This window comes from Rhodocytophaga rosea, from assembly GCF_010119975.1.
GTDB classification, from domain to species: Bacteria; Bacteroidota; Bacteroidia; order Cytophagales; family 172606-1; genus Rhodocytophaga; species Rhodocytophaga rosea.
Window position 1 is genome coordinate 50,214 of record NZ_CP048222.1, and the last position, 25,714, is coordinate 75,927.

Below are 25,714 nucleotides of genomic sequence, written 5' to 3' on the forward strand. Positions count from 1 at the left end.
GTTGATAATTTTAATAGTTGATTCAATAAGTTTGGCTGTAACCCAATTGAAAATATATCAACAGCAAGCCTGTTACCTGGCTTGCTGTTGATTTTAAAGTCGCTACTTAGATTGAATCTGGGAAGTAATGGTTGTATCGGTTATTTTGGTATCCTCGGCAAGCAAGAATGCTTTGCTTAGTACCAGTGACAATACCCTGTCTCCTTCAAAAGGAAGAAATAATTTATCTGCTTCTTTGGGATTTCGGCTGGGTACAATGCATAAATACTGGTCATTGGGTTCCATAAGGATATTGCCGCTCCCGAGGTGAATTTTGTAGGTACGTAAACTACCTTTCACTTTCAAAAACTTACCCTCAATACTGCACTTAGAAGCAATCTTTAACTTGGGTAATAAGTTTTCCAGTACCTCTTTCCGCACTTTAGCCGACTCATTCAGGTTTCCGAAGGAATAACTTTGCCAGTAGGCCTGGTGCTCCCGGTGGGTTCCGCCATCTGTCCAGTTGGGATCATTGCCAATGCTGGAAACACCCACAAACAGGTCCACATCCCGAAGAATTTCCGATAATACCAAAGGAGGTACTTCATGTAAAGGCAGGGCTTCTTCATTTTTCGTAAAGCGAACCTGATCAGTACCAACATACAGAAATGATCCACCATCGGAGTACGCACTTGGGTGATCTGTGATGTCCAGTTGATTGATCCAGAATTCAGCAACCAAACCCCAGGGAGCTAATTTTCTTTCTGCCACAGAATCTCCGCTTCCTCCATCATACCCCAATATCAAGGTGTACTTCCAATCCCGGAGCCGGGCAAGGGTAGTAAACTGGTTTTGTTTCAGAATATGGCTGGCAAAACGGTTGGAATACATATTTGTATTTACTTCTGCAGCAGTGAGCAAATATACCTCCCGGTAAGCCTGTTTCATGGGCTGCTGAATTTTGTGCGTCTCCATAAAATTACGCCAGCACGTTATTTGTTCTACAGTAGCCTCAATCGGATGCCATAACCTAACCACTGTATCATCAGACAATCCCTCTAAGGCTTTTCCGTGTACATCTACCAGCTTTCCGCTTAACCAGATCCCAGTCTGAATGTGGCCATTTTTCTCGAAAGTCCATATGAGTCTTCGGCATAAAAACTGCATCAATCCATGGTCGAGGTAAAACTCTTGCCATTTGGGGAAAGTAAAGCTGCGGTTTTCCAGGTAAAAGCGGTCCATGCGCTCTTTTTGGGTAGACAAGGTTTCTTCGATCTGTTTTACAGTCTCTTTCAGTTGTTTCAGCTCAGCAGCAAAATTATTTTTCACTTCCGCAGGAACAGATTTTTGTTCTTTACCGTCTGGATTAAACCAATGCACCAATGCTTTAGCCGGAATTTCCAGGATAATATGTGCCTGGTGATCTCCTAAAATCTGAACTAGTTTTCCTTCCGAAAGACCAAATCCGGATACCGAAAGGTCTTCTACCTCTCCTTTTGATAAGCCCAGACGTTTGGCTGCTTTTTCGATAATGCCATCAATAGATTTACGGGTACCTGTTTTCTTGACCTTATAGCGGATCCGGATCAGATGGGATATACCACAAGCACCTTCCGCCATACCTAGCGATTTGCAGGAACCGGTTCCTAGCCTTTCCAGTAAACTCCCCTTAAAGCATTCTTTCAGCGCAAAATTAGCCAGGGTGCGGCAAAGCTCATTATCAAGGATGGGTGTGGCTATAAATACAAGTCCTTTGAGTATATCTGTGTTGTAATCATTAATTCGATAATAATAGTAGTAATAGTCTTCTTCTATATCTTCCGTAGCCTTTGAGGCAGCCGCCCATTCCAGCCATTGCAAGAAGTATTTCCGGTAGTTTTCTTTGCCTACTTTTTCGAGAAATTCCAGGGTTTCTTTGGCTTTAGCCGGAGGATCGGAACGGCCTGCCAGTTTGGAAGCATACACAAATAACTCATTCCAGGCAGGCTGCTCTGCTTTTGGTAAGTTTTGCAAAAATGTATTAATCTATTTACCAAAGGTGTCGGTTTCATGTAATTGAAATAATTCTAGGGTTTCCTCACCCAGCAGTTCGTCAATAGAATTTTTGATTTCCTGTAAAAACCTGGCCTTATAGTCTTGTGAACCAAAAGCAGAATTCAAAGCTGTTTTCAAATCCCGTAAATATTGTTTCAGCATTTCATTAAGCGGCTCTTTACCACTATACCATTTCACATTCCGCAAGAATAGCTTAAACGGAAAATTCCAGGTCATCCGGTGGCGGGGGAAATCAGTCGAATAATCGCTGTGGGTAGCCATCAGAATCAGGTTGTAGAGCATCTGCTCCATGTCACTTTGCGTGAATGGCAACTTGGATTTTAATACTTTCTCGGCTATATACTGGGTGATACTTACCAATCTGGCCTGCTGGTTATGCAGCGATTCAACATAGGTAAGCAAGTTAATCCGGGTCAAAAGCGCATGGAGATGGCGCACCGTTTCTTCAGGAGTGGCTTCTTTGTAGGTAAGCGGTAACTCATGATAAAAGTACTTCTTTTCATTGAAGACATCTGCTTTTTTAACGGCTTGCTGCTCATTCAAGTACGGGTCATCTATATAGAGTTCATACCCATCCGGATGTTTGGTTATAGGTTTTCCGGAACCATACCAGTGACAGGCTGCTTTAAACGCTGCTAAACTGTATTCATGTGGCGTAGCTGTTGTTTTAGGTTCCAGTAGCAAAGTTGAGCCAGATTCGCTGATGCCATTATTATAATTATATGTATTGGTTATAATCGTTTTTAATGCAGGAGTTTTTTCCATAGCTATATTGTGCAGATAAATGGATAGTTAAAAATGAGAAATGGATAATTTGAACAATCGAAAGATTAAATAATAGCAGACTTGAATTTTGATATAGTCTTATAAGTTGCTTATAGATTGCCTTTCGATCAGCCACCAACCAGGGACATGATTTTTATAAAACTTACTTTGGTAAAAGATGCTACCAGAATTTCTTCTTCCAGGCTTTCAGCTTGCCTGTCATTTACAATCACAAAAAAGCCATTTTTAGTAAATGCTTCCAGCGCCCGGTAACATTGTGCTTCGGCATCTATCTGCTTGTGTTTTTTTAGTTTATGCTGATAATTATTGAGCGTTACTTCAGCGGCCTCCGGCTGTACCAGGCCATTGTATACGGCTTCGCTCCGGCTGTTAAACTGTTGTACTTCATGCGTAACTCTTTTTACAATTAAGTCTTTCACGGTAAGGCTTTCTTGTTGCAGTTCCAGCAAAACTTTGTTAAGCACCTGGCCTGAAAAGTTTTCATCAGTAATGGTAAGGATCATAGGAATGAATTAGTTAAGCTTGAAAAATAGTTGAAATAATACAGATGATTTATTCTCTGGTGATGTAATAAGCAGGATTTTTCAGATCGATGAGTACAGTTATAGGCTGGACTTCATAGGTGATTTTAAGTTTGCCGTCATCTGAAAAGCTGATCTTCTTTTCGCAGCCATGATTACAGCCTTCCAGCCATACCATATAGTACATACCCGAAGTCTTTGATTCTGCAAACACACTGCCTCTGAAAAAATCAGCTACTGTATAATCGTCATTCTCAATGATATTGGAAGCTTCAGAGAAAGGAATAGGAGCCTCAATATAGGAAGGAAAAGCTAGTGATCCTTCTTCCCCACCTCTGGCATCAAACACATCCACGACACCTGGATTTTCGGCTTTCCATTTTTTGGCATACTCCGCTGGAGACTCTATATTTACTTCTTCCGGTTTACGGATGTAGCTACAGGTATCAGCTCTTTTGAGCAGGTAGAGTAATTCCTCTTTCGTGCCGGTAAACGCATCTATATTTACAAAATCTCCTTCTACCCTACCCTCTGCTACATCTTCCCCATCGAAAACGAGGCTATAGATTTCATTGGTCACAGGTGAATACAGATTAAAGCGTAAGGTAGAAAGTCCGGCGGCACCTGAGCCATATTCATTATCCTTTGAGGCAAAATACAGGTAATGTTTGTTGCCGGGCAGAAAAGCGAGTTTGAAGGGATGAATGATCTCAATACTGGTAAATTCCTGTCCATAACTGATGCTATCCATACGCTGCACCCGGTTGCTTAAGGAATAATCCACATCCAGGCTAAAAATAGCATAACGGCTGTACATGGGTTTTGAAAGATCGGTTACACCCATGATAGTTTCCCGCTGCGTACTATGCCGGATGGCTGTTACCATAACCGGATTCGTCTCATTGGTAGCCGATATAAAAGTGGAAGTAGTGGGATCATTGGAAGGCGTTTCTCCACTATTCTCCGGCCGGATCACCAAAGGAGTAGCAGGCTGGGAAATGATTGAATCAGCTTGTTGCCTGGCTTCCGGGTCCTGCTTGCAGGAAGTCCATATTAGTAAGGATAAAATAAATGGTATATATTGTTTCATAGGCTACTCTTTTTGTTGTGCCCTCCGCTTAAATATTTCCTGTACCTTCATTTTACAAGTCACTTAAAATAGTGGAACGACAGGGCTTACTACAACTAACAATTATAGGTAATATTCCTAGAGTAAGGTTTAGTTAAGGTTCATTTAGCATTTTCTAAGTAAAATGTATATTGAAAACGAATGTTATCGTTCGGATAAAACTTTCAATTCTTCTATCCGGTGCAAGGTTAATTCTTTCCGGCAAACAGCTAACATCATCACCATGCCAGGGCTGCCATGATACATTTTTCCATATACTTTGCAATGGTTATCGCGGAAAGTAAGCCAACTTTTCTGGGCTGTCTTCAACAAAGTTTGCTCTTCTACTGAAAGCTGTGAAAGCGCATATTTGTATATTCTATTCAGTTTCTGATCTGCTTTTCCTCTTCCTTAAAAGCACACATATTTTTCTCATACTGGCTTTGTGGTGCATGGCAATCTATGGGTAATTCCTGCGCCAGCCCATAGTTGAAAGCCAATAGCACCAGCAGAAGTATCGAATAAATTATATTCATATAGAGTTTTAACCAATGGGTTAAATGTATTTTGGCCAGAATATTCATAGAACAGATAGCTTCATTCACAAAAATCCGTTTCATCCGAATCATTTTTTATCACATGCCAGCCATTAATAACAAACTCATCAGTACACCCACAATAATTAGTAATAACAGGGCATGTAAAAAAAGCACTACACCCTTCATAAATTTCCTTCGCCATAATATTATCATAGAATAGAAACATAAACCCAAGCTATGTAAAACGACTAGGACAATTACTCCCTGAAATTGATTTACTCTTACGACTGTATCCCAGCTCTTATCAGTCAAAAAATGATAAGCAAACCAGGCAGCCGTAATAATCAATATTAAATCAACAACGATATGCCACTTCCAACTCTTTTTCAAGAACTGTCCGGATGAATATGAATTCAAATGTATAGCAGGCTGGCTGAATTATAATTGTATTAGTTTCAGAGGTTATACAGATGTAAAAGGAAAAGAGAAGATTTACCTTCTGGTATGGTCAATTATGTGAATGTTGTTACCAGAATGATGCACATCTTATGCTGTCGTTATTTCCAGTTAAATATCTGATCAGGCACTTTAAATAATAAATCTTCTACCTCCAATAATGAGACACAAACATTATTACCCCAATACTCTTATTTGTAATAAACTTGGGTGTAAAGTGTAAAATAAAAGTAAAGCAGAAGATAGCATCAGCCAGCATGGCAGGCAGGTGCATATATAAATACCAGCTATGAATGAAACAGATAAAGTGTTGCATTACCTGCCATTGGTGATTGAAGGCTTAAAAAGTGTTTTAACAGAAGTAGAAGCTATACCAGTAGCATTTGCTGTCAGAACAGTTGCTCAGTCAAAAATTTTCTTTTTTCTGTCGATAGATCCTCTCTGTTCAAATATTCTATTGCCTCTGCTTTTTCAGCTCCAAGTGATTACATCCATTACCATAACAGAAGCACAATTCCTTCAATGCTAAACATCAATCAATGCCAGGCTTATGGCAAATTATCTAATGAAATAGTTAACCAGTACAATAACTAATGAAGCGAATATTCAACACATATATACTCTCTTTCCTTGCCATCTGCCTGCTCCTGAGTTGTATGCTGACCTTTCTCAACAGCTGCAAGAAAGACGATGAATCCTCTGTCATTGACTCAGGCAAAGATCCTTTGCAACCTGCCAGTGATATAACCACTACAATTGCCGGAATAGTTTTGGATGAAAATGGTATTCCCCTGACAAATGTACAGGTGGAAATACATGGAAAAACTATTACTACTAATACAGACGGAAATTTTATATTACCCAACATTAGTGTACCGGGTAACCGCTGTGTCATTTCCTGTACTAAAGCCGGATATTTTACAAGCCTACGGGCTGAACTACCTATCAAAGACAAAGTCACTTCTACCAGAATCCGGATGATGAGCAGCACTACCACTCATACCATTAATGCGGCTACTGGTGGCAAAGCCAGTCTGGCTAATGGTTCTGTGGTAGATATTCCGGCTAATAGTCTCGTTACACCATCAGGAAGTAGTTATAGTGGGCAAGTCAGTATGTCTGTTCGCTACATGGACCCTACAGTTCCTGGTTTTGGGGAATTTGTACCTGGTGGCGATTTGCTTGCCAGGCGCACGGATGAAAGCACTACTATGCTCTACTCCTATGGTATTTTACGGGTGAAACTCACGGGCAGCAGCGGTGAAAACTTGCAAATTACTCCTGGCAAAAATGCTTTGCTTACCATGGATATTGCAGATGAACAACTCTCTACGGCACCCACTACCATTCCCCTGTGGTATTTCGATGAAGAAACAGGTGCCTGGCAGGAAGACGGCGTAGCTACTAAACAAGGTGATACATACATAGGTACCGTTTCCCACTTTACGGACTGGAACTGCGATGATCCCAAAGAAACGGCTACTATAATCGGACAGTTGGTTGATTGCCAGAATAAGCCAATGTATGGCAATGTACAATTTGGCCAAACCTCCAGCGAAATTGAAGCAAGCACGCAATCAGATGGTTCCAAACAAGGAAATTTTTCACAACGAGTGCCGGCAGATATACCCACCATGGTAATTATCTACCGTCCTTTCCTGGTAAATCCAAATCCTGCTGACATAAAAGGCAGTGCCATGCTGCTGGTACCGGTGCCCCCTTTAAAACCAGGACAAGTATATGATGTGGGTACTTTACAGCCTTTCCCTTGTCCGAATACTGCTGAGGGTACATTCAAAACCAAGTCAGGCGATCAGGTAGAACAGGTATCTTTTAAAGTAGTGGATGGCGGTCCCAATGAAGGAATTTCAGGTGGTATACAAAATGTATATAATCTGGGTCAGATTTTCAGCATCAGTGCTTTTCCTGCCAAAGCTACATTCTCGATGACGGCCCGTACCACTTCAGGCATTACAACTACTAAATTATTTCAGACTACCGCTGCCGGAGAAACCGTAGACCTGGGGGAAATCGATTTGACTGGTAATGTATCTCTAATTACGGTGTCAGGTATAATATCTTGTCAGGATACGCCAGTATCTGGGGCATCGGTAAAAGCTGAATGGGCAAGTGGAAGCACTACTGTAGCTACCAATACATCCGGAGTATATGGATTTTCTGTGCCAGCCAACCAGGCTGTTGTACTTACTATTACTCATACGCAGGGAATAATCACGAAAAATTTTCAAACACCAGCTGGTGGTTCTCATCAGGTGGGTGTAACAGATATTTGTGCGCCAACTGCTACAGCTGGTGAAAACAGTTTTACGATCAATGGTGATATTTACTCCAATGCCCTGAAAGTAATTACCGTTCAGCCTTTCCCCACAAGTTACGCCTCTTTCGACCGGGATAAAAACCTAACAACTGTTGCGGTAATTAGCAATCCTGATACACTTGGATTTTCCTTAGTTTTCCAAGGCAAACCTATTGGTCAAACTACCCAAACCACTGCTACCGGTGGCCGTATCTGGCGCAAGTCAGGCAACAAAACCATCAATTATTATGCTGGGATGGGAATTGGTGATGCCAGTACAACTGCCCATATTACTGTAACCAAATATGATACTGTGAATGGATTAGTAGTGGGTACATTTTCAGGCACCTATATAGGTGATAATGGAAAAACCATTACGATCACCAATGGCAAGTTTTCAGTGATCCGCAATAAAGATTTCAGTATCAATGAATGCCAGGGTGTATGCTTATAAAAGAAAATTACTCATACACAATTTTTAGAAAATGTGGAAAATTGTTAAGGGTTTAAATAAGAATAAGGGATAATTATCCAAATACTTCTTTATGGCTAATAGTCAATGATTATTAGCCAATTACTTAAATATTTGAAAGTGTATGACAAACAGGAAATTCTTGAAAATATCAGCATGAAACATGAGGGAATCGCTGCTTCCATTTACAAAGATAGAATACTCAAAAGGATATATCATCGAAACAAATTAGGATATTCTCAGTTTGATCTTTGTCTGAGGGATGCATGAATGAAACAATGCGAAGGTACTTTAAGCATTCGAGCTATGGACATGGAAAAATTTATGGCAAGGACAAAGAATTTTAGACAGAACAAAAGATAAAGTATTCTCTTGATTTAGTGAAGTTAGACTGCCCTCGAAAATATAGATACTGATTTAAGAACGATTGTACGATAGCAATAATAAAACTGACATCACCGCATAAAATCAGCCATATGATAAGTTGATACAAAGGGGAAGTTAATTTAACCATCTTTTACTCTTCACTTTGCTAGAGAAATAAGGGTCAAAAAGTTCTAAGGTAATTCTACTGTAATGGGCAATATCTTGCTTAGTAAAAGCCTTGTTTTGCAGATGGCCAAATCTAATCCAGCCTTCTGAAACAATAAAAAAAAGCTCGAACAATGTATTTAACTCTTCTTCAGTTACCTCTGCTTTAAAAATATTATTTTGCTTAAAGCCTGTAAACACCTCTTTGAGCATTACTTTCCTTTCATTTACCAAGGTAGTATAGGCAGCAAATAATAAGGGGTATTGTTGTAAAGATTGTAGTGATTCAACAAAGAAAAAGCTGTATTGGTACATGGTTACATAAGCGTTTTCTAGACTAATCTGCAGATTTTCCAATACGGATTGTTTAGGGTCCATCACTTTACTCCACTTGAGAATCTGAGCATTTAGTTGCTTGAAAACCGCTAGCAACAATATCTCTTTAGTTTTGAAATAATACCTGACATGTCCATCACTCAATGATAGTGTGGAGGCAATATCTCGTATGGTTGTGTTTTGTATGCCCTTCTGATTGAATAGCTCTCTGGCTGTTTCAAGAATTTTTTGCTGCATATTTAGCTCCATTGAGCAAAGTTAAAAATAATTCTTATCTTTGCTTTAGCTCAACGGAGCTAAATTATATATTTCTATCTCTATTAAGGCATAAAACCGCTGCTACAGGTAGGAGATGGTCATACAATCACTCATTCAACTATGAAAAGAAAAGAAATTGCCATTATAGGAGGAGGCATAGCCGGGCTCACTTTCTCTATCTGTCTTCAACAAGAGGGCTATCAATGTCACGTATTTGAGAAGCAGCCGCAGTTTAATGAAGTAGGAGCTGCGATAAGTGTATTTCCCAATGCCCTCCATGTTTTTGAGCAAGCAGGCATAATGGATCAGATCATAGCTGCTAGTGGAGAAATCACCAAAGTATTTATTAAAACTCATACTGGACAGATACTGACCAACTCTGAACCCAAATATCAACTTCCGGCAATTTGTATGCATAGAAAAGAGTTGCATAGCATCCTGTTAAGAAATTCCCCTGCCTTACTCTATGCTAACCACCAGCTACAGTCTTTAAAAAATTTACCTAATGGACAGGTAGAGATTGGTTTTACCAATGGCCAGATTAAGGTGTTTGATGCAGTGATTGGTGCCGATGGGATTCATTCTGTGGTAAGAGAGCATATCATAGGGGATGGAAAGTCTATTTTCAGGGGGTATAATATCTGGCGAGGCATTGTTGACACAAGTTTTGATATAGGGTATGGCTCTGAAACCTACGGCCATGGAAAAAGGGTAGGAATTGTACCTATTAAAAAAGGGCAATATGGATGGTGGGCAACCCACAATGAGCAATATTTACAAGATGATAAGCCGGAAGGAACAAAGGAAAAGTTGCTTCGGCTTTTTGGAGATTGGCACCATCCCATTCCCGAATTGATTGCTGGCACAAAGACGATTCTGAAAAACGGAATACAAGACAGAGCTCCGGTAAGGGGATGGACAAAAGGCAATATTACTTTACTGGGGGATGCTGCACATCCTACTACACCGAATCTGGGGCAAGGAGGATGTATGGCCATTGAAGGTGCTTATATATTAGCCAAGGCGATAGAAAAATATGGCATCACTCAAACTGCATTTAATAGATATGAGCAACTACAATTCCCCAGATCCAAATCAATTACAGAAGATAGTTTGAGAATAGGCACCATGGGGCAACTGGAAAACAAACTTGCGGTGTTGATCAGAAATAGTTTTTTCAAACTTACGCCTTCATCGATGGCCATGAAAATGCTTGACAAATATTTTTCTTACCAGGTTGCGGAGTTAAATATATAATGGTTTTTCCAACACGAAAACTCTTATTCAAAAGTCAGATACTGCTGCATACCGGCAGTTATTTATCCAATGGCGCTTGTTGTATGTTGTCACTTCTAGCTGCGAGGCTGCTTCCTTACCTTTGTGACAGTACTTTTCAATTTGTATCACTTAGTATATCTATGAGTTAAAATAAGGCTCAGTTACATGTAAACCAATGGATGTTAAAAAGCAATTCTTCGTCGGCCTGGTGGTGCTGGCGCTGGAAATTGCGGTCAGTTTCTACCTGGTGCAGGCCAGTCGGAATAGTGATCCCGCCGGAAAAGCTATGGGACAGGGCCTGGGCTATCTAGGTCTAACCTTAGGAGTAGTGCTTACCATCTTGCTGCTGACAGGATTTTTTACGGGCATTAAAAGCCTGGTCACCGGTATCACCCTGCTAGCCTGCCTCACGGTAGCCTTTCTGGTGCTTTCCCAGGTGAAGGACACTTTTGATGCCAGCCTGGATGGCTTACTGGGGAAAGGATTCCAATCGGGTAGCTTGGTATTTCCTCCGGGAAAGCCTACCAGCATGGCCCGTGCCATTGCTGCTGGTGACACGATCCGCATCCGTACCCTTGCGGCCGAAGGACTGGATCTGGGGCAGGAAGGCTACGAGGTGAAATCCTATTTGCACTACGCCATCCAACTAGCCATCGACCACGGCCATTCTATATCTTCCCTCCGGGCCCTGTTAGAAGCAGGAGCTGACCCCAACCTTCGGGCTCCCCTGGTTGAACCTGTTACGGCGTACGGAAAAACCGGTCTGGAGGCAATGGAAATGCTGCTGCAAAAAGGAGCCGATCCCAACCAGCGGGATATCTACCGGGTTCCGGTTCTTCATCATGGCGTAGTCCCGGAAAAGCTAAAACTTCTGGTGGCTTACCGGGCCGACATCAACGCCACTAGCGCCTACGAGCCTTTGGCTGGCTACACGCCCTTGATGAGTCTGCTAGACGATGAGGCATGGAAATCAGTCTTGTTCCTGATGGAAAAGGGTGCGGATACGGAGCGCAGGGCTGAGGATGGAACTACATTTCGGGAAATGATGCGCAGGAGACGCAACGCTTTCAACGGATCACAGATTCCCATTCCACCCGAATTTAAACAAGTGGAGCAACGGCTTGGTTTAGGGCTGGACCACCCTTCCCAGTAACCGGTCCCCTGAAAACTTACTCATTCTGTAACCATCAGTAATTTCCTAAGGGGATAGAGGATGTCAATTGGAATTGGGGATTTCCAGCAGCACACAAAGAAGTGAATTCTGGTTGCTTGATGTCTCTTTATCTACTATTGAGCCATCGGTAGATTGTGAAAACTCCTAGCCTAGGTGAACTTAAATCCTTTATTCTTATGTCCTGTACGCTGAAAATTATTTCCTGGCCCTCCCTCTAAAAAGTGGACATTAAGTAAAGAGCTAGGATTTGAAATTTAAAATTGTAAGTTTCTCGAAAGGGGCGAATCTTTTAACTGCATTTACTTCAAAGGATTGATTGGTAGATTATAGAGTATATTAATCAATGTTAGCCTCTTCAAGCTAACTTCTTCAAACTAGCTTTTTGTAGCTACTATCCTGAGCCATATTTCCCATTTGGTTGAAGAATCTATTCTAAGATATAATTCAGCCAATCTATACATTCTTCTACATTGTTAATTGTCCAGGCAGGTGGAAATCGCCTACCATCTCCAAAAAAGAGTGTGAGCGTCCCTTAGTTGCGTTTAGCTATAGGCAGCTTTGTCTAATTTAGGAATGACAATAAAAGTAGCCTAATAAGAATTATTAAATAGTATCTTCCTGCTTTCTTATTGTATGAAGGAGAAATAATCCTGATATTTCTTTAAGCGGCTCCCATTATCATACTGTTAAAAGCAGTTAATCAACCTTCTTTCTGGTAAAACAACAATGTACTTATTATTCGCCGGCTCAGCTTGGTAATTTTCTTTATACAACTAACATGTAGATGAATACTCTACCCGGTTACAGTAAGCGAGTGTTTAAATAAGATTGGCAAAAATGGCAACAGTATTACAGAGAAATCATTTAAATGAAATAAAAAAAATGACGATAAATTTGTAAAATAAATAATCGCTCACTTATATTTGAGTGTATCATGAGAACAAGAGACGAACAAAAGGAAGAGGCAATCCGCCGGCAGGCTATTGAGATAATTGCCAAAGAAGGGTTGGACGGATTTAGTGTCAATAAACTAGCTAAAGCTGCAGGCGTTTCAGTAGCTACTCTCTACATCTATTACAAAGACCGTGAAGACCTTATTGTGGAACTATGCAGGCAAGTAAGTACGCACATGCTGGAATGCAGTCTGAAAAATTTTAATCCTGACATGAATTTTGAAGAAGGGCTGCGAATTCAATGGATAAATCGGGCTGCCTATTTTATGGAGTATCCATTGGAAGTAGAGTTTATTGAGCATGTAAGATATTCTCATTACTACGGCAAGATATCTATGAGCATTCATAGCATGTTTGGAGAAGTACTGGGAAAATTTGTACATAATGCCATACAGCGAAACGAATTGATAAAATTGCCTTTTGAAGTATACTGGTCTGTAGCTTTTGCCCCACTCTACCAGTTAATTAAGTTTCATACCCAAGGTTTCAGCATGGCAAACGAACAGTTTCTTTTAACCGACCAAGTAATGATGCAGGCACTGCAATTGGTACTAAAGGCACTTAAACCCTAAAAAATATACTCTTTAAATGAATGAGTACTCATTTACTATAGCTGGTGATACAGAGGCTTCACCAACAAATTCGGCCTTACACATACTGGTATTCAAAACCAACATTCCCTCTAAAAAAGATGCAAAGAAGCTTGAACTAGCGCTGCAGAGGCTGAAAGGCGTATGCCGATGGAATCTAGACTTACTGGACATAGACAAGGTTTTGCGCATAGTAACCAGAGACTTAAAAGCACAGGAAATTATAGACTTAGTAACAAAATGCGGGTATTTCTGCGAGGAGCTTCCCGACTAACACTTATTGATTATTTTATTTATGCAAGACATAACCGGGCAAAACCCACCCAAAGAAACCTTTTCCAGGTATCAGGTTTTTGTTATCGCCATTCTGGCTATTTTACAATTCACTGTAATTCTCGATTTTATGGTACTCTCCCCACTGGGTGCCATTCTACTGGATGAGTTGCATATTAGTACATCGCAGTTTGGCCTAGTGGTGTCGGCCTATGCATTTAGTGCTGGAGCTTCCGGTTTGCTTGCCGCCGGCTTTGCAGATAAATTTGACCGCAAAAAGCTGCTGCTATTTTTTTATACAGGCTTTGTTGTAGGAACATTTCTTTGTGGCATAGCCCCCGATTATCATTTTCTGCTTATTGCCAGGGTGGTTACAGGTTTGTTTGGCGGGGTTATCAGTTCAATCAGTTATGCCATTATTGCCGATTTATTTCCATTAAAAATGCGGGGCCGGGTAATGGGTTTTGTGCAGATGGCATTTTCTACCAGTCAGATACTAGGTATTCCTATTGGCCTGGTACTGGCTAACCACTTTGGCTGGCACTCTACCTTTCTGATGATTGTGGGCGTAAGTATCGTGGTAGGCATATGTATTATACTGTATATGCAACCTATTACCACACATCTGCAGGTAAAATCTGAAACCAATGCATTTAGGCACCTGTTAAACACACTCAGTCAGACCGGCTATCTGCTTGCCTTTAGCACTACTACTTTACTGGCTACCGGCGGATTTATGCTGATGCCTTTCGGCAGTGCTTTTGCCATTCATAACCTGGGCATGAGAATGGAGCAATTGCCTTTACTGTATGGGATCACGGGCGTGTTTTCTATTGGATTCGGCCCCTTAATCGGCAAATTCAGTGACCAGATAGGCAAGTACCGCACATTTTTTATCGGCTCTGTAATTACTATAGTACTTGTGGCGATTTATAACAATTTAGGCCCTACTCCTTTCTGGCTGGTGGTGGCTATAAACGTAGGTATATTTGTGGGCATTACCGCCCGCATGATTCCGGCACAGGCATTGATGACAGCTATTCCAAAGCTAAAAGACCGGGGGGCCTTCATGAGTGTTAATTCCTCGGTGCAGCAGGTATCTGGCGGTATTGGTTCAGCCGTAGCGGGCTTAATTGTGATTCAGCAAGGAAACACTCCCATTGAAAATTATGACAAACTGGGATATGTGGTAATTGGGGCTATATTGATTGTAATGGTGCTGATGTACTTTGTCAACAGAATGGTAATGTCCAGGCAGGAAGAAGCAACTAAGCAAAGCCAGGCACCAGATCCGGTAGCAGAAAAGGCATAGTCTTCAGAAATTACTTAACCTATAGAAGAATATCTTTAGTTAAATTAACGCCCCGTGGCTGTTGCACATCCTTAACTTTTAATTTTGGCTTATGAAGTGTAAATTCATGAATGGTAGGCAAAAGAAAATTTATCAAGGATTGCCTTTCACAGGCCATAGAGGACTATGTTCCAAAAAATAATTTCTACCGACGTTTAAAGCCGTTGTTAGACTTGACCTTCTTACACAAAGCGGTAGCCCCTTATTATGGCAAGTGTGGGCAAAAGTCAATAGATCCAGTCGTATTTTTCAAGTTACAATTGGTGGCCCATTTTGAAAACTTGTGTTCCGAGCGGGCTCTTATCAAAAAGAGTCAAATGCGACTAGATATTCTTTATTTCCTAGATTATCGGCTTGGGGAGCGTTTACCTGGACCTGAAATAAGATTTCATCTTAGGTCCGTCACAGTACTTTATCCCGTACACGGAAGCGATTACCAAGTAGTGTGTTTGAAGCTTGTTTTCAGAGGATACTCTCTAAGTGTGTAGAAGCAGGGATAGTTAGTGGGCATACACAGGTAGTAGACGCTGCTTTTGTTGAGGCAAATGCCTCATTAGATACCTTTAAGCGAAAAGCTATACTAGCATGGCAGTTACTCAAGGGAGAGGCTAAACAAATTGACACTGCTGATCTTTCAGAGTTAAAACCTCCCTTCACTGCTATGGAGAAAATAGCAAAGCCTACAAAGAAAGGAAGAAACAACACGACTCATCAAAGTCTGACAGACAATGATGCACGTATCAATCAAAAGCCTGGTAAGCCCTCTCGCCTATATTATCTGTCTAGCATGGCTGTAGATTCCTATAAACATGTAATTACGCATATAGAGGCAAATTTGGCCGATGAACGTGATTCTAAACATCTACTACCTATTGTAGACAAGCTATCATATACACTAAATCACTACGGGCTACCGATCCAATATTTACTAGCCGATGGAGGCTTTGGCTCAGGCCAGAATGGACCTGCTACGTGCCTGAGCATCGGCTCCATGCTTCTTTAGAGGCACGCCATATTAAAGGCTTCATTTCTTTACCTGGTAGTTATCATCCCAATTGACCACGGAATCGGGTCAATGAAGAGAAGGATTTAGGTATGATGCTATAAAGAATGCCTATGTATGCCGCAATGAAAAACTGCTCTACTATCATGGTATTAGAATGGAAAATGGCTTTGCCACTCATTACTACCATGCCAGAGTAAAAGAATGTGGAGTGTGTGCTTTTAAAAAGCAATGTTGTGGCAATAAAAGGCGACAAAGCCTCACTTTCAGTGTCTATCGTCACTATCATCAGCGTATGCAGCAGCGCATAGAAAGCAAAGAAGGCAAGAGAATGAAAAGACGCAGAATGGCCACGGTAGAACCTGTTTTTGGCAGTTTACTTAACTATTATGGCATGAAAAGAAGCAATGCAAAAGGCAAACAAGCCGCTCACAAAATGATGCTTATGGCCGCTTGTGCCTATAATCTGCAAAAGCTAATTACTTGCTTTAACCATCCAAGAGCCAAAGCTCAAGTCCTCCCTCTTGGGCAAGAACTTGCCCTTTATTTTATCCTTCTGTACGTTGTGCAACAGCCACGGGCAATTAAATTAACTCTTTTTAAATAAATACATAAATGGCTTGAGAGAAAACCGTTTTCTCTCAAGCCATTTATGAGAAGTTTTCTTTTACATTTTACTCCAGTTCTCATTTTTAGCAGTATCCAATACTCTATTGTCTCAACCTACAGCAGGATCAGTGCTGACAGGAAATTGATTGAGCAAATTATAAGGCCATCTTTCTGCTATTTATAAAAGTAATAGACTACTATATGCTAGGCAGAATAATAGTTTTAAGATAAATCATGCTATTGACTTCCTATACGGAGTCAGTCACAAACAGGCACTAAAAACCGTTTTTAAACAAATCTTACGCTTTCGCTTAGTGTCTATTATCTTTTCAATAACTTGCAATTGGCTGTCGGCGAGGTCTATGCGTTGCATACATTAACTTAGGAAGTGGTAATTTCAAGTGGCAATTCGTATGCCATTTGTGCGATTTATATTTTCGTATTATGAGTATTTAGCTGTTGACCTGAAGGTTTTGATTATACGTTCGCCGTACGTCATCTTTATGGAGTATTTATTTGGATTTGAACTTTTTTCTCTTTAAATCGAATACAAAACACACTCAAAATACTCTTGTTATGGCAGATAATAATAGCTATTGGGATGGCTACAATAACGATCATGGCCGACCCCGAAATGATGGTTCCGCTTATGACAGGGGATATTGGGAAAAACAAAAAGAAATTGAGGAACAACAAGTAAAGCAACAAGAGCAAATAAAGAAGACATATGGAGACTATAATGACCTTATCAATAAACAACAGGCGACTGATGGTGGAAGCTTCTGGCTATGGCTTATCGCCATTGGTCTTATTGCATGGTACTTCTTGTCTAAGCTTTAACTGGTAATTTTATAATCTCTGATCCGAAATAGTAGAAGCCCATGCTTGTTAATACGAGACTTTTATAGATAAGGAGAAGACAAGATGATATTTTGGAAAAAACTTTCTCAAAATGATTTGAGGCTCTGAACGCCACACCACCGGGAGGCAACTGTGAACCTCCTACCAAAAGCATATATAGCAAATATAAATTATTAAAATTCTGAGTCCCAAAAAAGGGGAGGTTAAATTAACTACCTTTTAGTGAACCTTAATTATGGGTAAGCTGAGCATAACCAGAGACTGTTCCAAAAAGTGTGGAAATATTTTTCTCATAGGTTTAGTTTGATTCTGTCCGGATAGAGAATGGCAAACTGCGCTAGGATACGCTGCCAATGCGCTACCGGCATGGTCCACTTTTTACTCACCTGCTCCAAAGCTAAATACACCGTTTTCAGCACAGCTTGATCATCAGGAAAGACCAGCTTATTACGGGTGTATTTGCGAATCATACTGTTTAAGCTCTCGATGATGTTAGTAGTGTAGAGCAAGCGGCGGATTTCCTGTGGGAAGTCAAAGTACACACTGAGCCTGTTCCAATTGGTAAACCAACTTTTAACTACCTGTGGATACTTTTTATTCCATTTCTCCTCTAATTTCAACAGGTGAGTTTCGGCTACTTCCCTAGTAGTTGCCTGGTAGATAGGATATAGGTCCTGAGCAAATTCCTTACGCTCATCAAATGCTACATAGGCTAAGGAATTACGGATCTGGTGACAGAGACATACCTGTACCAGGCTGTGAGAGAAAGTAGCTTCCACTGCCTCAGGCAACCCAACTAAATTATCGGTAGCGGCTAAGATAATATCTCTTACCCCTCGCCCTTTCAAGTCAGTCAGTACTTGCAGCCAAAAGGAAGCAGCCTCAGTGGCCGATAGCCACTGAGGCTGCTTCCTTTTGCCTTCCGCATTCAGGCCAATGGCTAAATAACAGGACTTACAGATCACTTTGTGTTCCTGCCGGACATGAAAACGTAAAGCATCTAGCCACGGACCCAGCGATAAACCCTGTTTAGGTCCGCATTAAATATACCGGCTGTAAAGGGCGTTGTTGCCATTCGGTGACTAGATTGACAATGCGGGAAGTAATTCGGGAGACAGTCCCTTCAAGTAATTCTACCCCATATAATTCTTTGATCTGTTGTTCAATATCGCGTGTACTCATTCCCTTACTATACAAGGAAAGTACCGTATCTTCTACTTTGGTTAAAGCTGTCTGGCGCTTTTTTACAAGCTGTGGCTCAAAACTACCTTCCCGGTCTCGAGGTACCTGCAAGTCTAATTTGCCATAGGTAGTCTTGAGTTGTTTCTCTGTCTTGCCATTACGGTAGTTGCCATCAGCCACAGGCTTGCGTGCATAACGGCCATAGCCCAGATGTTCATCGAGTTCACCTTCCAGCATCTGATTCAAAGCCTGCTTGTATAAATCAGTGAAGAATTGAGTCAGATCCTGTTCACCCTTAAACTGGGAGAGAAATTCTTTGGTAAGGATTGGTTTGTCAGCTTGCATAGGTAGTGTTGGTTTGGATAATGAATTTAACTATTTTTCATTTTCCACACTTCCTGTAACACTCTCCTCATATCAAACTAATCGGTGGCAAAAGCCTAAAAGAGTCATTGGAAAAATCTTTTTTATATCCACCTTACGAGTTAAAGTTTTTCTATTTGTTGTTTTGTCAGCCCGGTCAGATCAGCAATTTTTTCTACTGTATATCCATTCTCTTTTAAGGCTCTTGCCGTTTTGATACTTACTTCTTTTCTCCCTTCCTCAAATGCCTGGGATTTGGCAGTCTGCATAATACTATAATTATCCCGCTGTGCCTTTAAAGCAAACCATTCTTTAGACAAATACAATGGCTCTTTGAGCTGAACTTGATACTTGTCTATCAAAAAGTCTACATAATCCTCCACTTTCTCCTGCAACTCTGGACGAAGATTTTTTATTTTCTCATGTAGTGCTTTCTCATCCATAATTTTTCTTTTTAAGATTTTTTCTCATTAAATATTCTCTGTTTTTCACACAGCTTTAAAAATTCCATTACCCAAAACAAGTAAATTTACAGTTATAGCTTTATGGCTAGTTTCTTACTTGTACATTACTTCTGATTTGTCAGTTCATTTTCAATATCTTCGATAGTTGGCAAACTGGATTTATAGTTTTCCGGCAAAGCCCTTGTAAGTTCAAATTCAGAAACACCTATGGGCGTTTGCACCCCTCTCAAGGCATATTCTGCCATTACTTTGTTTTTGGTCTGGCAAAGTATTAAACCAATGGTTCTCCCATCTGTGGGATGCCTTAACAGGTCATCTACAACGGCACAGTAAAAATTCATTTTACCAGCATACTCCGGCTTGAACTCACCTTTCTTGAGATCAATAACAACAAAACAACGCATCTGTAGGTGGTAGAACAATAAGTCCAGATAGTAATCTTGATCTCCTACTTCTATTTGATACTGTCTGCCTACAAAAGCAAAGCCTTTGCCTAATTCCAGTAAGAATTTCTCTATATGGCGGATCAGTTCGGTTTCCAGCTCTCGCTCCGTGAAAGGCTGCGTCAGGGTCAAGAAATCAAATATATAGGGATCTTTCAGACTTTGCCTGGCTAAATCCGACTGTGGATCAGGCAATTGCTCTACAAAATTATTCATTTTAGATCCTTGCCGAAGATGCAATTTACTTTCAATCATCAGGCTCAATACATCTCTGCTCCAGCCATGTTGGATGGTTTTTTGCGCATACCACAGACGTACTGTGAGGTCTTTAATCTTTTCGATGAGCACCAGGTTATGTCCCCAGGGTAATTGCAATGCGATATTCAGTTCTATGCTTTGCCCTTCTAATTTTGCCACGGGCTGTGGCAAAATTGTCGAGTCAGAAGCCTGGGTGTATTCCCTGAAAAAAGTAAGCATTCTACTCAAATTACGTTCTGAAAAGCCTTTCACTTCGGGTAATTCATTTTTAAGATCTTTACTCAGTCGAGGAATCACCGCTGAAGACCAACCCTGCTGTTGTTGTCGCTCATGAATCATCTTTCCAATATCATAGTAAAGCATAATCATTTGCGTATTGGCTGCTAAGGTAGCTTTCGTTTGAGCCTGGCGGATGCGTGCTTTTACTTCTTCGAGTAGAGAGGTATAAAAAATTAAATCCATTTGGGCAGTAGAGGACAATAAGGAGCCTTAGCAATACTACTAAAAAAGCCATTGATAGCTATAACTATTTTCAATGAATCATGATAATAAATAGGTTCTCTTATAGAAAGGATGAAAAACACAAAAGGAAAAAGCTATCTAACGCAATAGGAATTCTTATTAAAACATTTGTAATCAAGTAATTATAATTCTACGTAAACCTTTTCCAGTAGATTTACTAGCTAAACCAAATTAGTAAAACGATGAAAATTGGATATGCCAGAGTCAGTACAGAAGAGCAGAACCTGGATCTGCAACTAGATGCTTTGCTAAGAGCAGGCTGTGAGAAAATCTATCAGGAAAAAGTAAGCGGCATGAAAACGCAGAGAGCAGAACTGGGTAAACTATTAGCCCATCTTCGGGCAGGGGACGTGCTTATGATCTGGAAACTAGATCGATTGGGCAGGTCACTGCCACATTTAGTAGAGCTAACTCATGAACTTCTTGAGAAAGAGGTAGGCCTGCAAAGTCTTTCAGATCCGATTGATACCACTACGGCACAGGGAAGATTAGTATTCAACATCTTTGCCTCCCTGGCTCAGTTCGAAAGGGATTTGATCAGGGAACGTACCATGGCAGGATTAGCCAGTGCCAGATCTCGAGGCAGGTTAGGCGGCAGAAAAAAAGGCTTATCAGAAAAGGCACAAAAAACAGCGTTAATTGCTGAGGCACTTTATAAGCAGAAACAATTGCCTGTCATGGATCTTTGTAAACAACTCTCCATCAGCAAACCTACTTTGTATCGCTATCTAAGATCAAGAGGCGTTCCAATTAAATAGAGAATGGTATTGGCTAAACAATATTTACCAGCAGGATATGGATACAATATCCTGCTGGTAGAAGTTCTGTAGTTACAAATTCTCCCCCTTTGCTGATACTCATCAACATTGGAGGAGAAATTCAAACCTAAATTTTCTGCTTGGCTTCTGTCCGAAAAACAGGGAGCCTGACACAATCCCTTCATACCCATTTGATTTGTCCATAGTCACAATCTTTTTAAAATGCGGACTTTTTTGCTTGCAGACAAACATGCTTTTAAGTCAATATAACATTGGTTGTTGTTGTCATAAAAAAATGGCATGTTAAGTATATTTAGAACTTAACATGCCATTACAGGCTGAAGATTTTACAAGAAGGTTCCAAACCTCTCAAAATGACAGGTGTACCCGTTTGGGTGTTTTACAAGATAATCCTGATGGTAATCTTCAGCAGGCCAAAATTTAGTGAAAGGCTCTAGTGTAGTTACTACTTTACCCGGCCAGCGTCTCGATTGATCGACTATTCCGATAATTTCCTCCGCATCACTTCTTTCTTGTTCATTCTGGATAAACAATGCTGAACGATAACTGGAGCCTACGTCATTACCTTGCCTGTCTACAGTGCTTGGATCATGAATTGTGAAAAAATAATCTAATAGTTCCCTATATGATGTCTGATTGGCATCATAGGTAATTTCAAGGCCTTCGGCATGTTTTGGATGGTTTCGATAGGTAGGATTTTCATTTGATCCTCCTATGTAGCCAATTTCGGTATTACTCCTGGACGGACCCGAAAAAGATCTTCCATCCCCCAAAAACAGCCTCCGGCTACGTATGCTTTTTTTAAATTTTCCATCTTAATTGTGTTAGGTTAATACTCTCTATTGAATCCCTTAATAGTTGGCTTTTGGTCATTCACACATCCATTTTTATCAGTGAAGTGGCATTAATAAAATACCTACTCATGTCAGTGATACCATAGGTGGTACAGAAGCTAAGTAGGAGCGGGCTCATGAGAAAAGATATTCATTGTTAGTACTATAGTCAACTCATAAAGCTATTATTTGTTATGGGAAACACCTAAAGATACCATACCCACTTTAGATTTAAGTATAATCCATGTTCAAATAAATGTTACAAAAATTCATAGTTAAAAGAACTCCCCCTTTCCTGAAACTCAAATTGTAACAATAAAGTGGCACGCTTTAATTAAAAAACTATAAACTATTTTTCAGTGGATACGCTATCGAAGACAGCAATATGTTTTATCTAATACTTTATAGAAATGTAAAATTGTATAATTTTATATAATCACCATTTGTTACATCGTAAAATTAAGGCAGTAAGAATGGCTATGACCTTTACGTTTTATGACGACAAACCCGAGGAATTTTTAACAATCCTGAGGGAAGTAGGCCAGTGGCTCACTGCCTCCAATAAAGAAATGTGGCAGTTAGACACGCTCACAGCTGAGAACCTGTTCGATGAGTATACGCTGGGGAACTGTTTTGTCATGTATGTAGATCAGATCCCGGCAGCAACCTTTATCCTTCAGTGGAAAGATCCTCTTTACTATTCCGATGTCCCAGACAATACAGCCGGTTTTATTCATAAAGTAGCTATACGACGCAAGTTTGCCGGACAGGGCATTTTTGCACATATACTAGATTTTTGTCGCAAGCAGTGTCTAAAGCGAAATATTTATCAGATTCAGTTAGAAACAGATGCCACCAGGCCCTCACTCATGCGATTTTATGAACAATATAGTTTCCAACCTACGTATCGTAAAGTTATCCATGAGTTCGGTCAGACTTTCACTTGTCAATATTATAAACTGCAGCTCTAGTAATGCATTAAGGTAAGTTACTCGAAAGGGGGGTGGCTGTTGCACAACTATTTTTCGGCTAGGACACCCAGTCAAATTTTGTGTTGATTGTTAGAAACGAGCTGTTTTAATCGTCTTACATGGCTCTTACTGCTCAAAAGATTGGACAGTCTATCACTTGATTTGAGTTGTGCAACAGCCAGTGGGAGTTACTTTAACCATACTTTATTTTTACCTACTGCTTGTACTTAACTTTTAATGTATTGTTAAATTATTTTTTCTGATAAAGCCTTCTCAATTGCTGCTGCCTTTGAATGAACCTCCAGTTTCCAGTATATATTCTTGATATGAGATCTTGCCGTTTCTCTGTCAATAAATAAATCTTCTGCGATAACAGCATACGTTTTGCATTTGGCTAATAGTTCAAGTACCTGCACTTCTCTCGGAGATAAGGTAGAAGAAATATTTTTATGAAATGAAGCAACAATTGCCCTGGCAATCACCGGACTCAAGGGTGCACCCCCTTCGTAAACTTCCTTGATGGACTCAAGCAATTTAGCCGGTGAAGTAAACTGGATTAAATATCCATCTGCGCCTGCTTTTAAGGTTTGGAAAATAACTTTCTGGTAATCTATACCATTAAAAATGATCACTTTAGTATAGGGTGCCATCTGCTTGATCTGGCTGATACATTTTATACAGGCAGAGTCAAAAGTATACCCATTAAAACTTTGCCATGCGGCTAATACCACATCCGGATATTCTGTAGGTAGGCGGTGGAGTAGGATTTTACAATTTTCATAGGCATTTATCACACAATAGCCAAAGGTACTGTTTACGAGTAAAGCAAGTCCTTCCCTTCTGGTTTTGTTGTATTCTACTATACTTACGCGTATATTTTTTTTCACTGTCATAAAATCAAATAAACTATTTTGTGTAAAGCATTCCAGATGCCTCCCAATGTTATTTTTAGCATCATAAACTTTATTATTGTTCAACCTAACTTTTCAATGAGCAGCTAAATCAATTAATCAGACAATACTCATACTTCTGTTAAATGCAAAGATATTTTCTAACTCTGTTGCATAAACAGGATAAGTAGATGCTTCAATCTGAAACTTTACCAGGTAAGGTATTATCTATTGGAAATGGTTGTGGATTACATTGGTAGCTTACCATCAAATAAAGGATAATAAGTAATCCAATTGTAATAACAATAATGATGCTTATCCATGTATAATATCTTCTGAATCGAAACATGATTTTGACAAAATACCGGACCATCATAAGTCTGAGAGCATGTGTTGATAGGAAGGCAGGGTTTTGTCAGCCGATAATTTGTTTAAGGAAATTATACGCATCCGCCTTTTATTTTGGGTGCTTTACTTTCTATTGCTGATCTAAAGAGTGAGGATTTCAACAGAAAACCCTCACCTTGAAACTTTTTGAACATAGTAAAACATTTAGGCTAAGCTGTTAGAGAAATTAGCAAACTACAGCCTATTATTTTTTTCATTTTATTTATAACACTAGGGTAGTTTAGTATTATGAGGAGCAAATATTCCATGCGGATTCTCTAATTTAACCCATACATGAAGCGTCCATAAATTAAATTCGGTATTTATTTCCCACACGTCATTACTACCGGAGAAGCCTTCAGGAACAGGAGGTGGATTGTTGATGTCGTTTATAGGTGTGGCATATTCTACTGCAACAAATTTCAGAGAGTCTTTTCCATAGGGAGCATAAAGTAATAATTCCGGCTTTGTTATTTCAAACTTGTCATCAACCAGGGAGGCATTTATATAGTGAAAGCCCATTTGTGAACGGTAGCCGGTAACCTCTGTATCGTAGCCGGCTGCTTGTGCTTTTCGTATATCACCAAAGGATGAAACAGCCTCCCGAAGTTGTTTGAGTTCCTGTTCCTGCACCGACTTTTTCTCTTCATGAAGCTCTTTTTTACAAGCTATAATTAAAGTGCTTACTAAAATAATAAGGAGAGTGAAAGTAAAGCCTCTGGTCAGAATCCTGTTTACATTCATATGAATGCTTTTACTGTTGAATAATAAATGAATAGGAGTTTTCTTAGGGAAAATTTCGTGGTAGGATGATAATTTTTTCATTTTAAAATTGAGGTAAATGGTATAGTTAGAAATGTTATTTAAGCAAAGGGGAAAATAAAATTATGATTTAGATACTATCCTCTTTTGCACAATCGCTTCTTCTTAAATTAGTATCTATCCAAGAAATCCTAGGCTATACTCTGATAGTGCCCTAGAAAAAAGAGCTGCCACTGTTTCAATGTGAGTTACCAGTAGAATTACAAATGGATTAAGAGCTTAAATCAAGCTTTCATTTTCATACTCTTGGGAATTACTAATTAAGATTAATATTTATAAAGCATAATGTAAATTGGGCTACCTTATGGGTGATAGTGTGGAGTGGAGCCGCTAACAATTACTCAAAACAG

The 25,714-nt window shown here is 40.0% G+C and carries 24 protein-coding genes and 3 pseudogenes; 13 read left to right on the top strand and 14 right to left on the bottom strand.

The genetic code is table 11. The features are described 5' to 3' along the window. Positions 1-102: 102 nt before the first annotated feature. From GXP67_RS00275 to GXP67_RS00300, 6 genes are all read right to left on the bottom strand, one after another. Positions 103-1,992, bottom strand: coding sequence for a DUF4132 domain-containing protein (locus tag GXP67_RS00275; RefSeq protein WP_162441307.1), 1,890 nt, complete (start codon positions 1,990-1,992; stop codon positions 103-105). 12 nt (positions 1,993-2,004) lie between these two features. Then, positions 2,005-2,799, bottom strand: coding sequence for a hypothetical protein (locus GXP67_RS00280; RefSeq protein ID WP_162441308.1), 795 nt, complete (start codon positions 2,797-2,799; stop codon positions 2,005-2,007). Positions 2,800-2,927: 128 nt separating this feature from the next. Then, positions 2,928-3,323, bottom strand: coding sequence for a hypothetical protein (locus GXP67_RS00285; RefSeq protein ID WP_232064839.1), 396 nt, complete (start codon positions 3,321-3,323; stop codon positions 2,928-2,930). 49 nt (positions 3,324-3,372) lie between these two features. Then, positions 3,373-4,431 carry a hypothetical protein gene (locus GXP67_RS00290; RefSeq protein WP_162441309.1) on the bottom strand — a complete coding sequence of 353 codons (1,059 nt, stop codon included), beginning with the start codon at positions 4,429-4,431 and terminating at the stop codon, positions 3,373-3,375. A gap of 183 nt (positions 4,432-4,614) precedes the next feature. After that, the gene (locus GXP67_RS00295; protein WP_162447749.1) at positions 4,615-4,836 is read right to left on the bottom strand and encodes a lysozyme inhibitor LprI family protein; all 222 of its coding nucleotides are present in this window, start codon (positions 4,834-4,836) and stop codon (positions 4,615-4,617) included. Next, the gene (locus GXP67_RS00300) at positions 4,833-5,069 is read right to left on the bottom strand and encodes a hypothetical protein (RefSeq protein ID WP_162441310.1); all 237 of its coding nucleotides are present in this window, start codon (positions 5,067-5,069) and stop codon (positions 4,833-4,835) included. The genes GXP67_RS00295 and GXP67_RS00300 overlap by 4 nt, the downstream gene beginning before the upstream one ends. 664 nt (positions 5,070-5,733) lie before the next feature. Here GXP67_RS00300 and GXP67_RS00305 point away from each other — a divergent pair. Together GXP67_RS00305 and GXP67_RS00310 are read left to right on the top strand one after the other, a co-directional pair. Next, a complete protein-coding gene (locus GXP67_RS00305; protein WP_162441311.1) occupies positions 5,734-5,973 on the top strand; it encodes a hypothetical protein in 240 nt (79 codons plus the stop codon). Between the two features lie 64 nt (positions 5,974-6,037). Then, positions 6,038-8,215: a carboxypeptidase-like regulatory domain-containing protein gene (locus GXP67_RS00310; RefSeq protein ID WP_162441312.1), complete on the top strand. Its 2,178-nt coding sequence runs from the start codon at positions 6,038-6,040 to the stop codon at positions 8,213-8,215. Positions 8,216-8,734: 519 nt separating this feature from the next. Here the strand turns inward: GXP67_RS00310 and GXP67_RS00315 are convergent. Both GXP67_RS00315 and GXP67_RS38125 read right to left on the bottom strand, forming a co-directional pair. After that, positions 8,735-9,142, bottom strand: coding sequence for a TetR/AcrR family transcriptional regulator (locus GXP67_RS00315; RefSeq protein ID WP_232064845.1), 408 nt, complete (start codon positions 9,140-9,142; stop codon positions 8,735-8,737). 102 nt (positions 9,143-9,244) lie between these two features. Further along, positions 9,245-9,349: pseudogene (locus GXP67_RS38125) on the bottom strand (helix-turn-helix domain-containing protein); the annotation flags it as partial. A gap of 129 nt (positions 9,350-9,478) precedes the next feature. Between GXP67_RS38125 and GXP67_RS00320 the strand changes: the two are divergent. The 9 genes from GXP67_RS00320 to GXP67_RS00360 all read left to right on the top strand — a co-directional run bounded on the left by GXP67_RS00320 (position 9,479) and on the right by GXP67_RS00360 (position 17,429). Then, positions 9,479-10,615 carry an FAD-dependent monooxygenase gene (locus tag GXP67_RS00320; protein ID WP_162441314.1) on the top strand — a complete coding sequence of 379 codons (1,137 nt, stop codon included), beginning with the start codon at positions 9,479-9,481 and terminating at the stop codon, positions 10,613-10,615. 232 nt (positions 10,616-10,847) lie between these two features. Next, on the top strand, positions 10,848-11,789 hold the full coding sequence (locus GXP67_RS00325) for an ankyrin repeat domain-containing protein (protein ID WP_162441315.1): 942 nt from the start codon (positions 10,848-10,850) through the stop codon (positions 11,787-11,789). 955 nt (positions 11,790-12,744) lie between these two features. Further along, on the top strand, positions 12,745-13,335 hold the full coding sequence (locus GXP67_RS00330; protein ID WP_162441316.1) for a TetR/AcrR family transcriptional regulator: 591 nt from the start codon (positions 12,745-12,747) through the stop codon (positions 13,333-13,335). 16 nt (positions 13,336-13,351) lie between these two features. After that, positions 13,352-13,627, top strand: coding sequence for a hypothetical protein (locus GXP67_RS00335; protein ID WP_162441317.1), 276 nt, complete (start codon positions 13,352-13,354; stop codon positions 13,625-13,627). Between the two features lie 21 nt (positions 13,628-13,648). Next, positions 13,649-14,938, top strand: coding sequence for an MFS transporter (locus tag GXP67_RS00340; protein ID WP_162441318.1), 1,290 nt, complete (start codon positions 13,649-13,651; stop codon positions 14,936-14,938). Between the two features lie 110 nt (positions 14,939-15,048). Then, on the top strand, positions 15,049-15,465 hold the full coding sequence (locus GXP67_RS38130) for a transposase (RefSeq protein ID WP_162441319.1): 417 nt from the start codon (positions 15,049-15,051) through the stop codon (positions 15,463-15,465). After that, a complete protein-coding gene (locus GXP67_RS00350) occupies positions 15,423-15,980 on the top strand; it encodes a hypothetical protein (RefSeq protein ID WP_162441320.1) in 558 nt (185 codons plus the stop codon). The genes GXP67_RS38130 and GXP67_RS00350 overlap by 43 nt, the downstream gene beginning before the upstream one ends. 157 nt (positions 15,981-16,137) lie before the next feature. After that, on the top strand, positions 16,138-16,587 hold the full coding sequence (locus GXP67_RS00355) for a transposase (RefSeq protein ID WP_162441321.1): 450 nt from the start codon (positions 16,138-16,140) through the stop codon (positions 16,585-16,587). A gap of 578 nt (positions 16,588-17,165) precedes the next feature. Continuing rightward, entirely contained in the window at positions 17,166-17,429 is a 264-nt protein-coding gene (locus GXP67_RS00360) for a hypothetical protein (protein ID WP_162441322.1), read from the top strand. Positions 17,430-17,740: 311 nt separating this feature from the next. On the opposite strand, the pseudogene GXP67_RS38510 reads toward GXP67_RS00360, so the two are convergent. From GXP67_RS38510 to GXP67_RS00380, 3 genes and pseudogenes are all read right to left on the bottom strand, one after another. Further along, positions 17,741-18,977 (bottom strand): annotated as a pseudogene (locus GXP67_RS38510) (IS256 family transposase). Between the two features lie 140 nt (positions 18,978-19,117). Further along, a complete protein-coding gene (locus GXP67_RS00375; RefSeq protein ID WP_162441324.1) occupies positions 19,118-19,438 on the bottom strand; it encodes a hypothetical protein in 321 nt (106 codons plus the stop codon). Between the two features lie 125 nt (positions 19,439-19,563). Continuing rightward, complete coding sequence (locus GXP67_RS00380; protein ID WP_162441325.1) at positions 19,564-20,622, bottom strand: PDDEXK nuclease domain-containing protein; 1,059 nt, start codon at positions 20,620-20,622, stop codon at positions 19,564-19,566. 242 nt (positions 20,623-20,864) lie between these two features. Between GXP67_RS00380 and GXP67_RS00385 the strand changes: the two genes are divergently transcribed. Then, complete coding sequence (locus GXP67_RS00385) at positions 20,865-21,440, top strand: recombinase family protein (RefSeq protein WP_162441326.1); 576 nt, start codon at positions 20,865-20,867, stop codon at positions 21,438-21,440. Between the two features lie 347 nt (positions 21,441-21,787). On the opposite strand, the pseudogene msrA reads toward GXP67_RS00385, so the two are convergent. After that, positions 21,788-22,275 (bottom strand): annotated as a pseudogene (gene msrA, locus GXP67_RS00390) (peptide-methionine (S)-S-oxide reductase MsrA). 498 nt (positions 22,276-22,773) lie between these two features. Between msrA and GXP67_RS00395 the strand changes: the two are divergent. Continuing rightward, the gene (locus tag GXP67_RS00395) at positions 22,774-23,265 is read left to right on the top strand and encodes a GNAT family N-acetyltransferase (RefSeq protein ID WP_162441327.1); all 492 of its coding nucleotides are present in this window, start codon (positions 22,774-22,776) and stop codon (positions 23,263-23,265) included. A 245-nt stretch (positions 23,266-23,510) separates the two neighbouring features. On the opposite strand, the gene GXP67_RS00400 is transcribed toward GXP67_RS00395, so the two are convergent. Beyond that, a complete protein-coding gene (locus GXP67_RS00400; RefSeq protein ID WP_162441328.1) occupies positions 23,511-24,158 on the bottom strand; it encodes a LuxR C-terminal-related transcriptional regulator in 648 nt (215 codons plus the stop codon). 615 nt (positions 24,159-24,773) lie between these two features. After that, entirely contained in the window at positions 24,774-25,367 is a 594-nt protein-coding gene (locus GXP67_RS00405) for a hypothetical protein (protein WP_162441329.1), read from the bottom strand. Positions 25,368-25,714 lie beyond the last annotated feature (347 nt).

What these genes read in the sequence shown, in the direction of transcription:
- GXP67_RS00330 (WP_162441316.1), top strand. Translation starts at nt 12,745, where the DNA reads ATGAGAACAAGAGACGAACAAAAGGAAGAGGCAATCCGCCGGCAGGCT.
- GXP67_RS00310 (WP_162441312.1), top strand. Translation starts at nt 6,038, where the DNA reads ATGAAGCGAATATTCAACACATATATACTCTCTTTCCTTGCCATCTGC.
- GXP67_RS00360 (WP_162441322.1), top strand. Translation starts at nt 17,166, where the DNA reads ATGGCAGATAATAATAGCTATTGGGATGGCTACAATAACGATCATGGC.
- GXP67_RS00305 (WP_162441311.1), top strand. Translation starts at nt 5,734, where the DNA reads ATGAATGAAACAGATAAAGTGTTGCATTACCTGCCATTGGTGATTGAA.
- GXP67_RS00320 (WP_162441314.1), top strand. Translation starts at nt 9,479, where the DNA reads ATGAAAAGAAAAGAAATTGCCATTATAGGAGGAGGCATAGCCGGGCTC.
- GXP67_RS00280 (WP_162441308.1), bottom strand. Translation starts at nt 2,799, where the DNA reads ATGGAAAAAACTCCTGCATTAAAAACGATTATAACCAATACATATAAT.
- GXP67_RS00285 (WP_232064839.1), bottom strand. Translation starts at nt 3,323, where the DNA reads ATGATCCTTACCATTACTGATGAAAACTTTTCAGGCCAGGTGCTTAAC.
- GXP67_RS00405 (WP_162441329.1), bottom strand. Translation starts at nt 25,367, where the DNA reads ATGAAAAAATTATCATCCTACCACGAAATTTTCCCTAAGAAAACTCCT.
- GXP67_RS00355 (WP_162441321.1), top strand. Translation starts at nt 16,138, where the DNA reads ATGGAAAATGGCTTTGCCACTCATTACTACCATGCCAGAGTAAAAGAA.
- GXP67_RS38130 (WP_162441319.1), top strand. Translation starts at nt 15,049, where the DNA reads ATGGTAGGCAAAAGAAAATTTATCAAGGATTGCCTTTCACAGGCCATA.
- GXP67_RS00300 (WP_162441310.1), bottom strand. Translation starts at nt 5,069, where the DNA reads ATGAAACGGATTTTTGTGAATGAAGCTATCTGTTCTATGAATATTCTG.
- GXP67_RS00385 (WP_162441326.1), top strand. Translation starts at nt 20,865, where the DNA reads ATGAAAATTGGATATGCCAGAGTCAGTACAGAAGAGCAGAACCTGGAT.
- GXP67_RS00315 (WP_232064845.1), bottom strand. Translation starts at nt 9,142, where the DNA reads ATGGACCCTAAACAATCCGTATTGGAAAATCTGCAGATTAGTCTAGAA.
- GXP67_RS00290 (WP_162441309.1), bottom strand. Translation starts at nt 4,431, where the DNA reads ATGAAACAATATATACCATTTATTTTATCCTTACTAATATGGACTTCC.
- GXP67_RS00375 (WP_162441324.1), bottom strand. Translation starts at nt 19,438, where the DNA reads ATGGATGAGAAAGCACTACATGAGAAAATAAAAAATCTTCGTCCAGAG.
- GXP67_RS00380 (WP_162441325.1), bottom strand. Translation starts at nt 20,622, where the DNA reads ATGGATTTAATTTTTTATACCTCTCTACTCGAAGAAGTAAAAGCACGC.
- GXP67_RS00400 (WP_162441328.1), bottom strand. Translation starts at nt 24,158, where the DNA reads ATGACAGTGAAAAAAAATATACGCGTAAGTATAGTAGAATACAACAAA.
- GXP67_RS00340 (WP_162441318.1), top strand. Translation starts at nt 13,649, where the DNA reads ATGCAAGACATAACCGGGCAAAACCCACCCAAAGAAACCTTTTCCAGG.
- GXP67_RS00395 (WP_162441327.1), top strand. Translation starts at nt 22,774, where the DNA reads ATGACCTTTACGTTTTATGACGACAAACCCGAGGAATTTTTAACAATC.
- GXP67_RS00335 (WP_162441317.1), top strand. Translation starts at nt 13,352, where the DNA reads ATGAATGAGTACTCATTTACTATAGCTGGTGATACAGAGGCTTCACCA.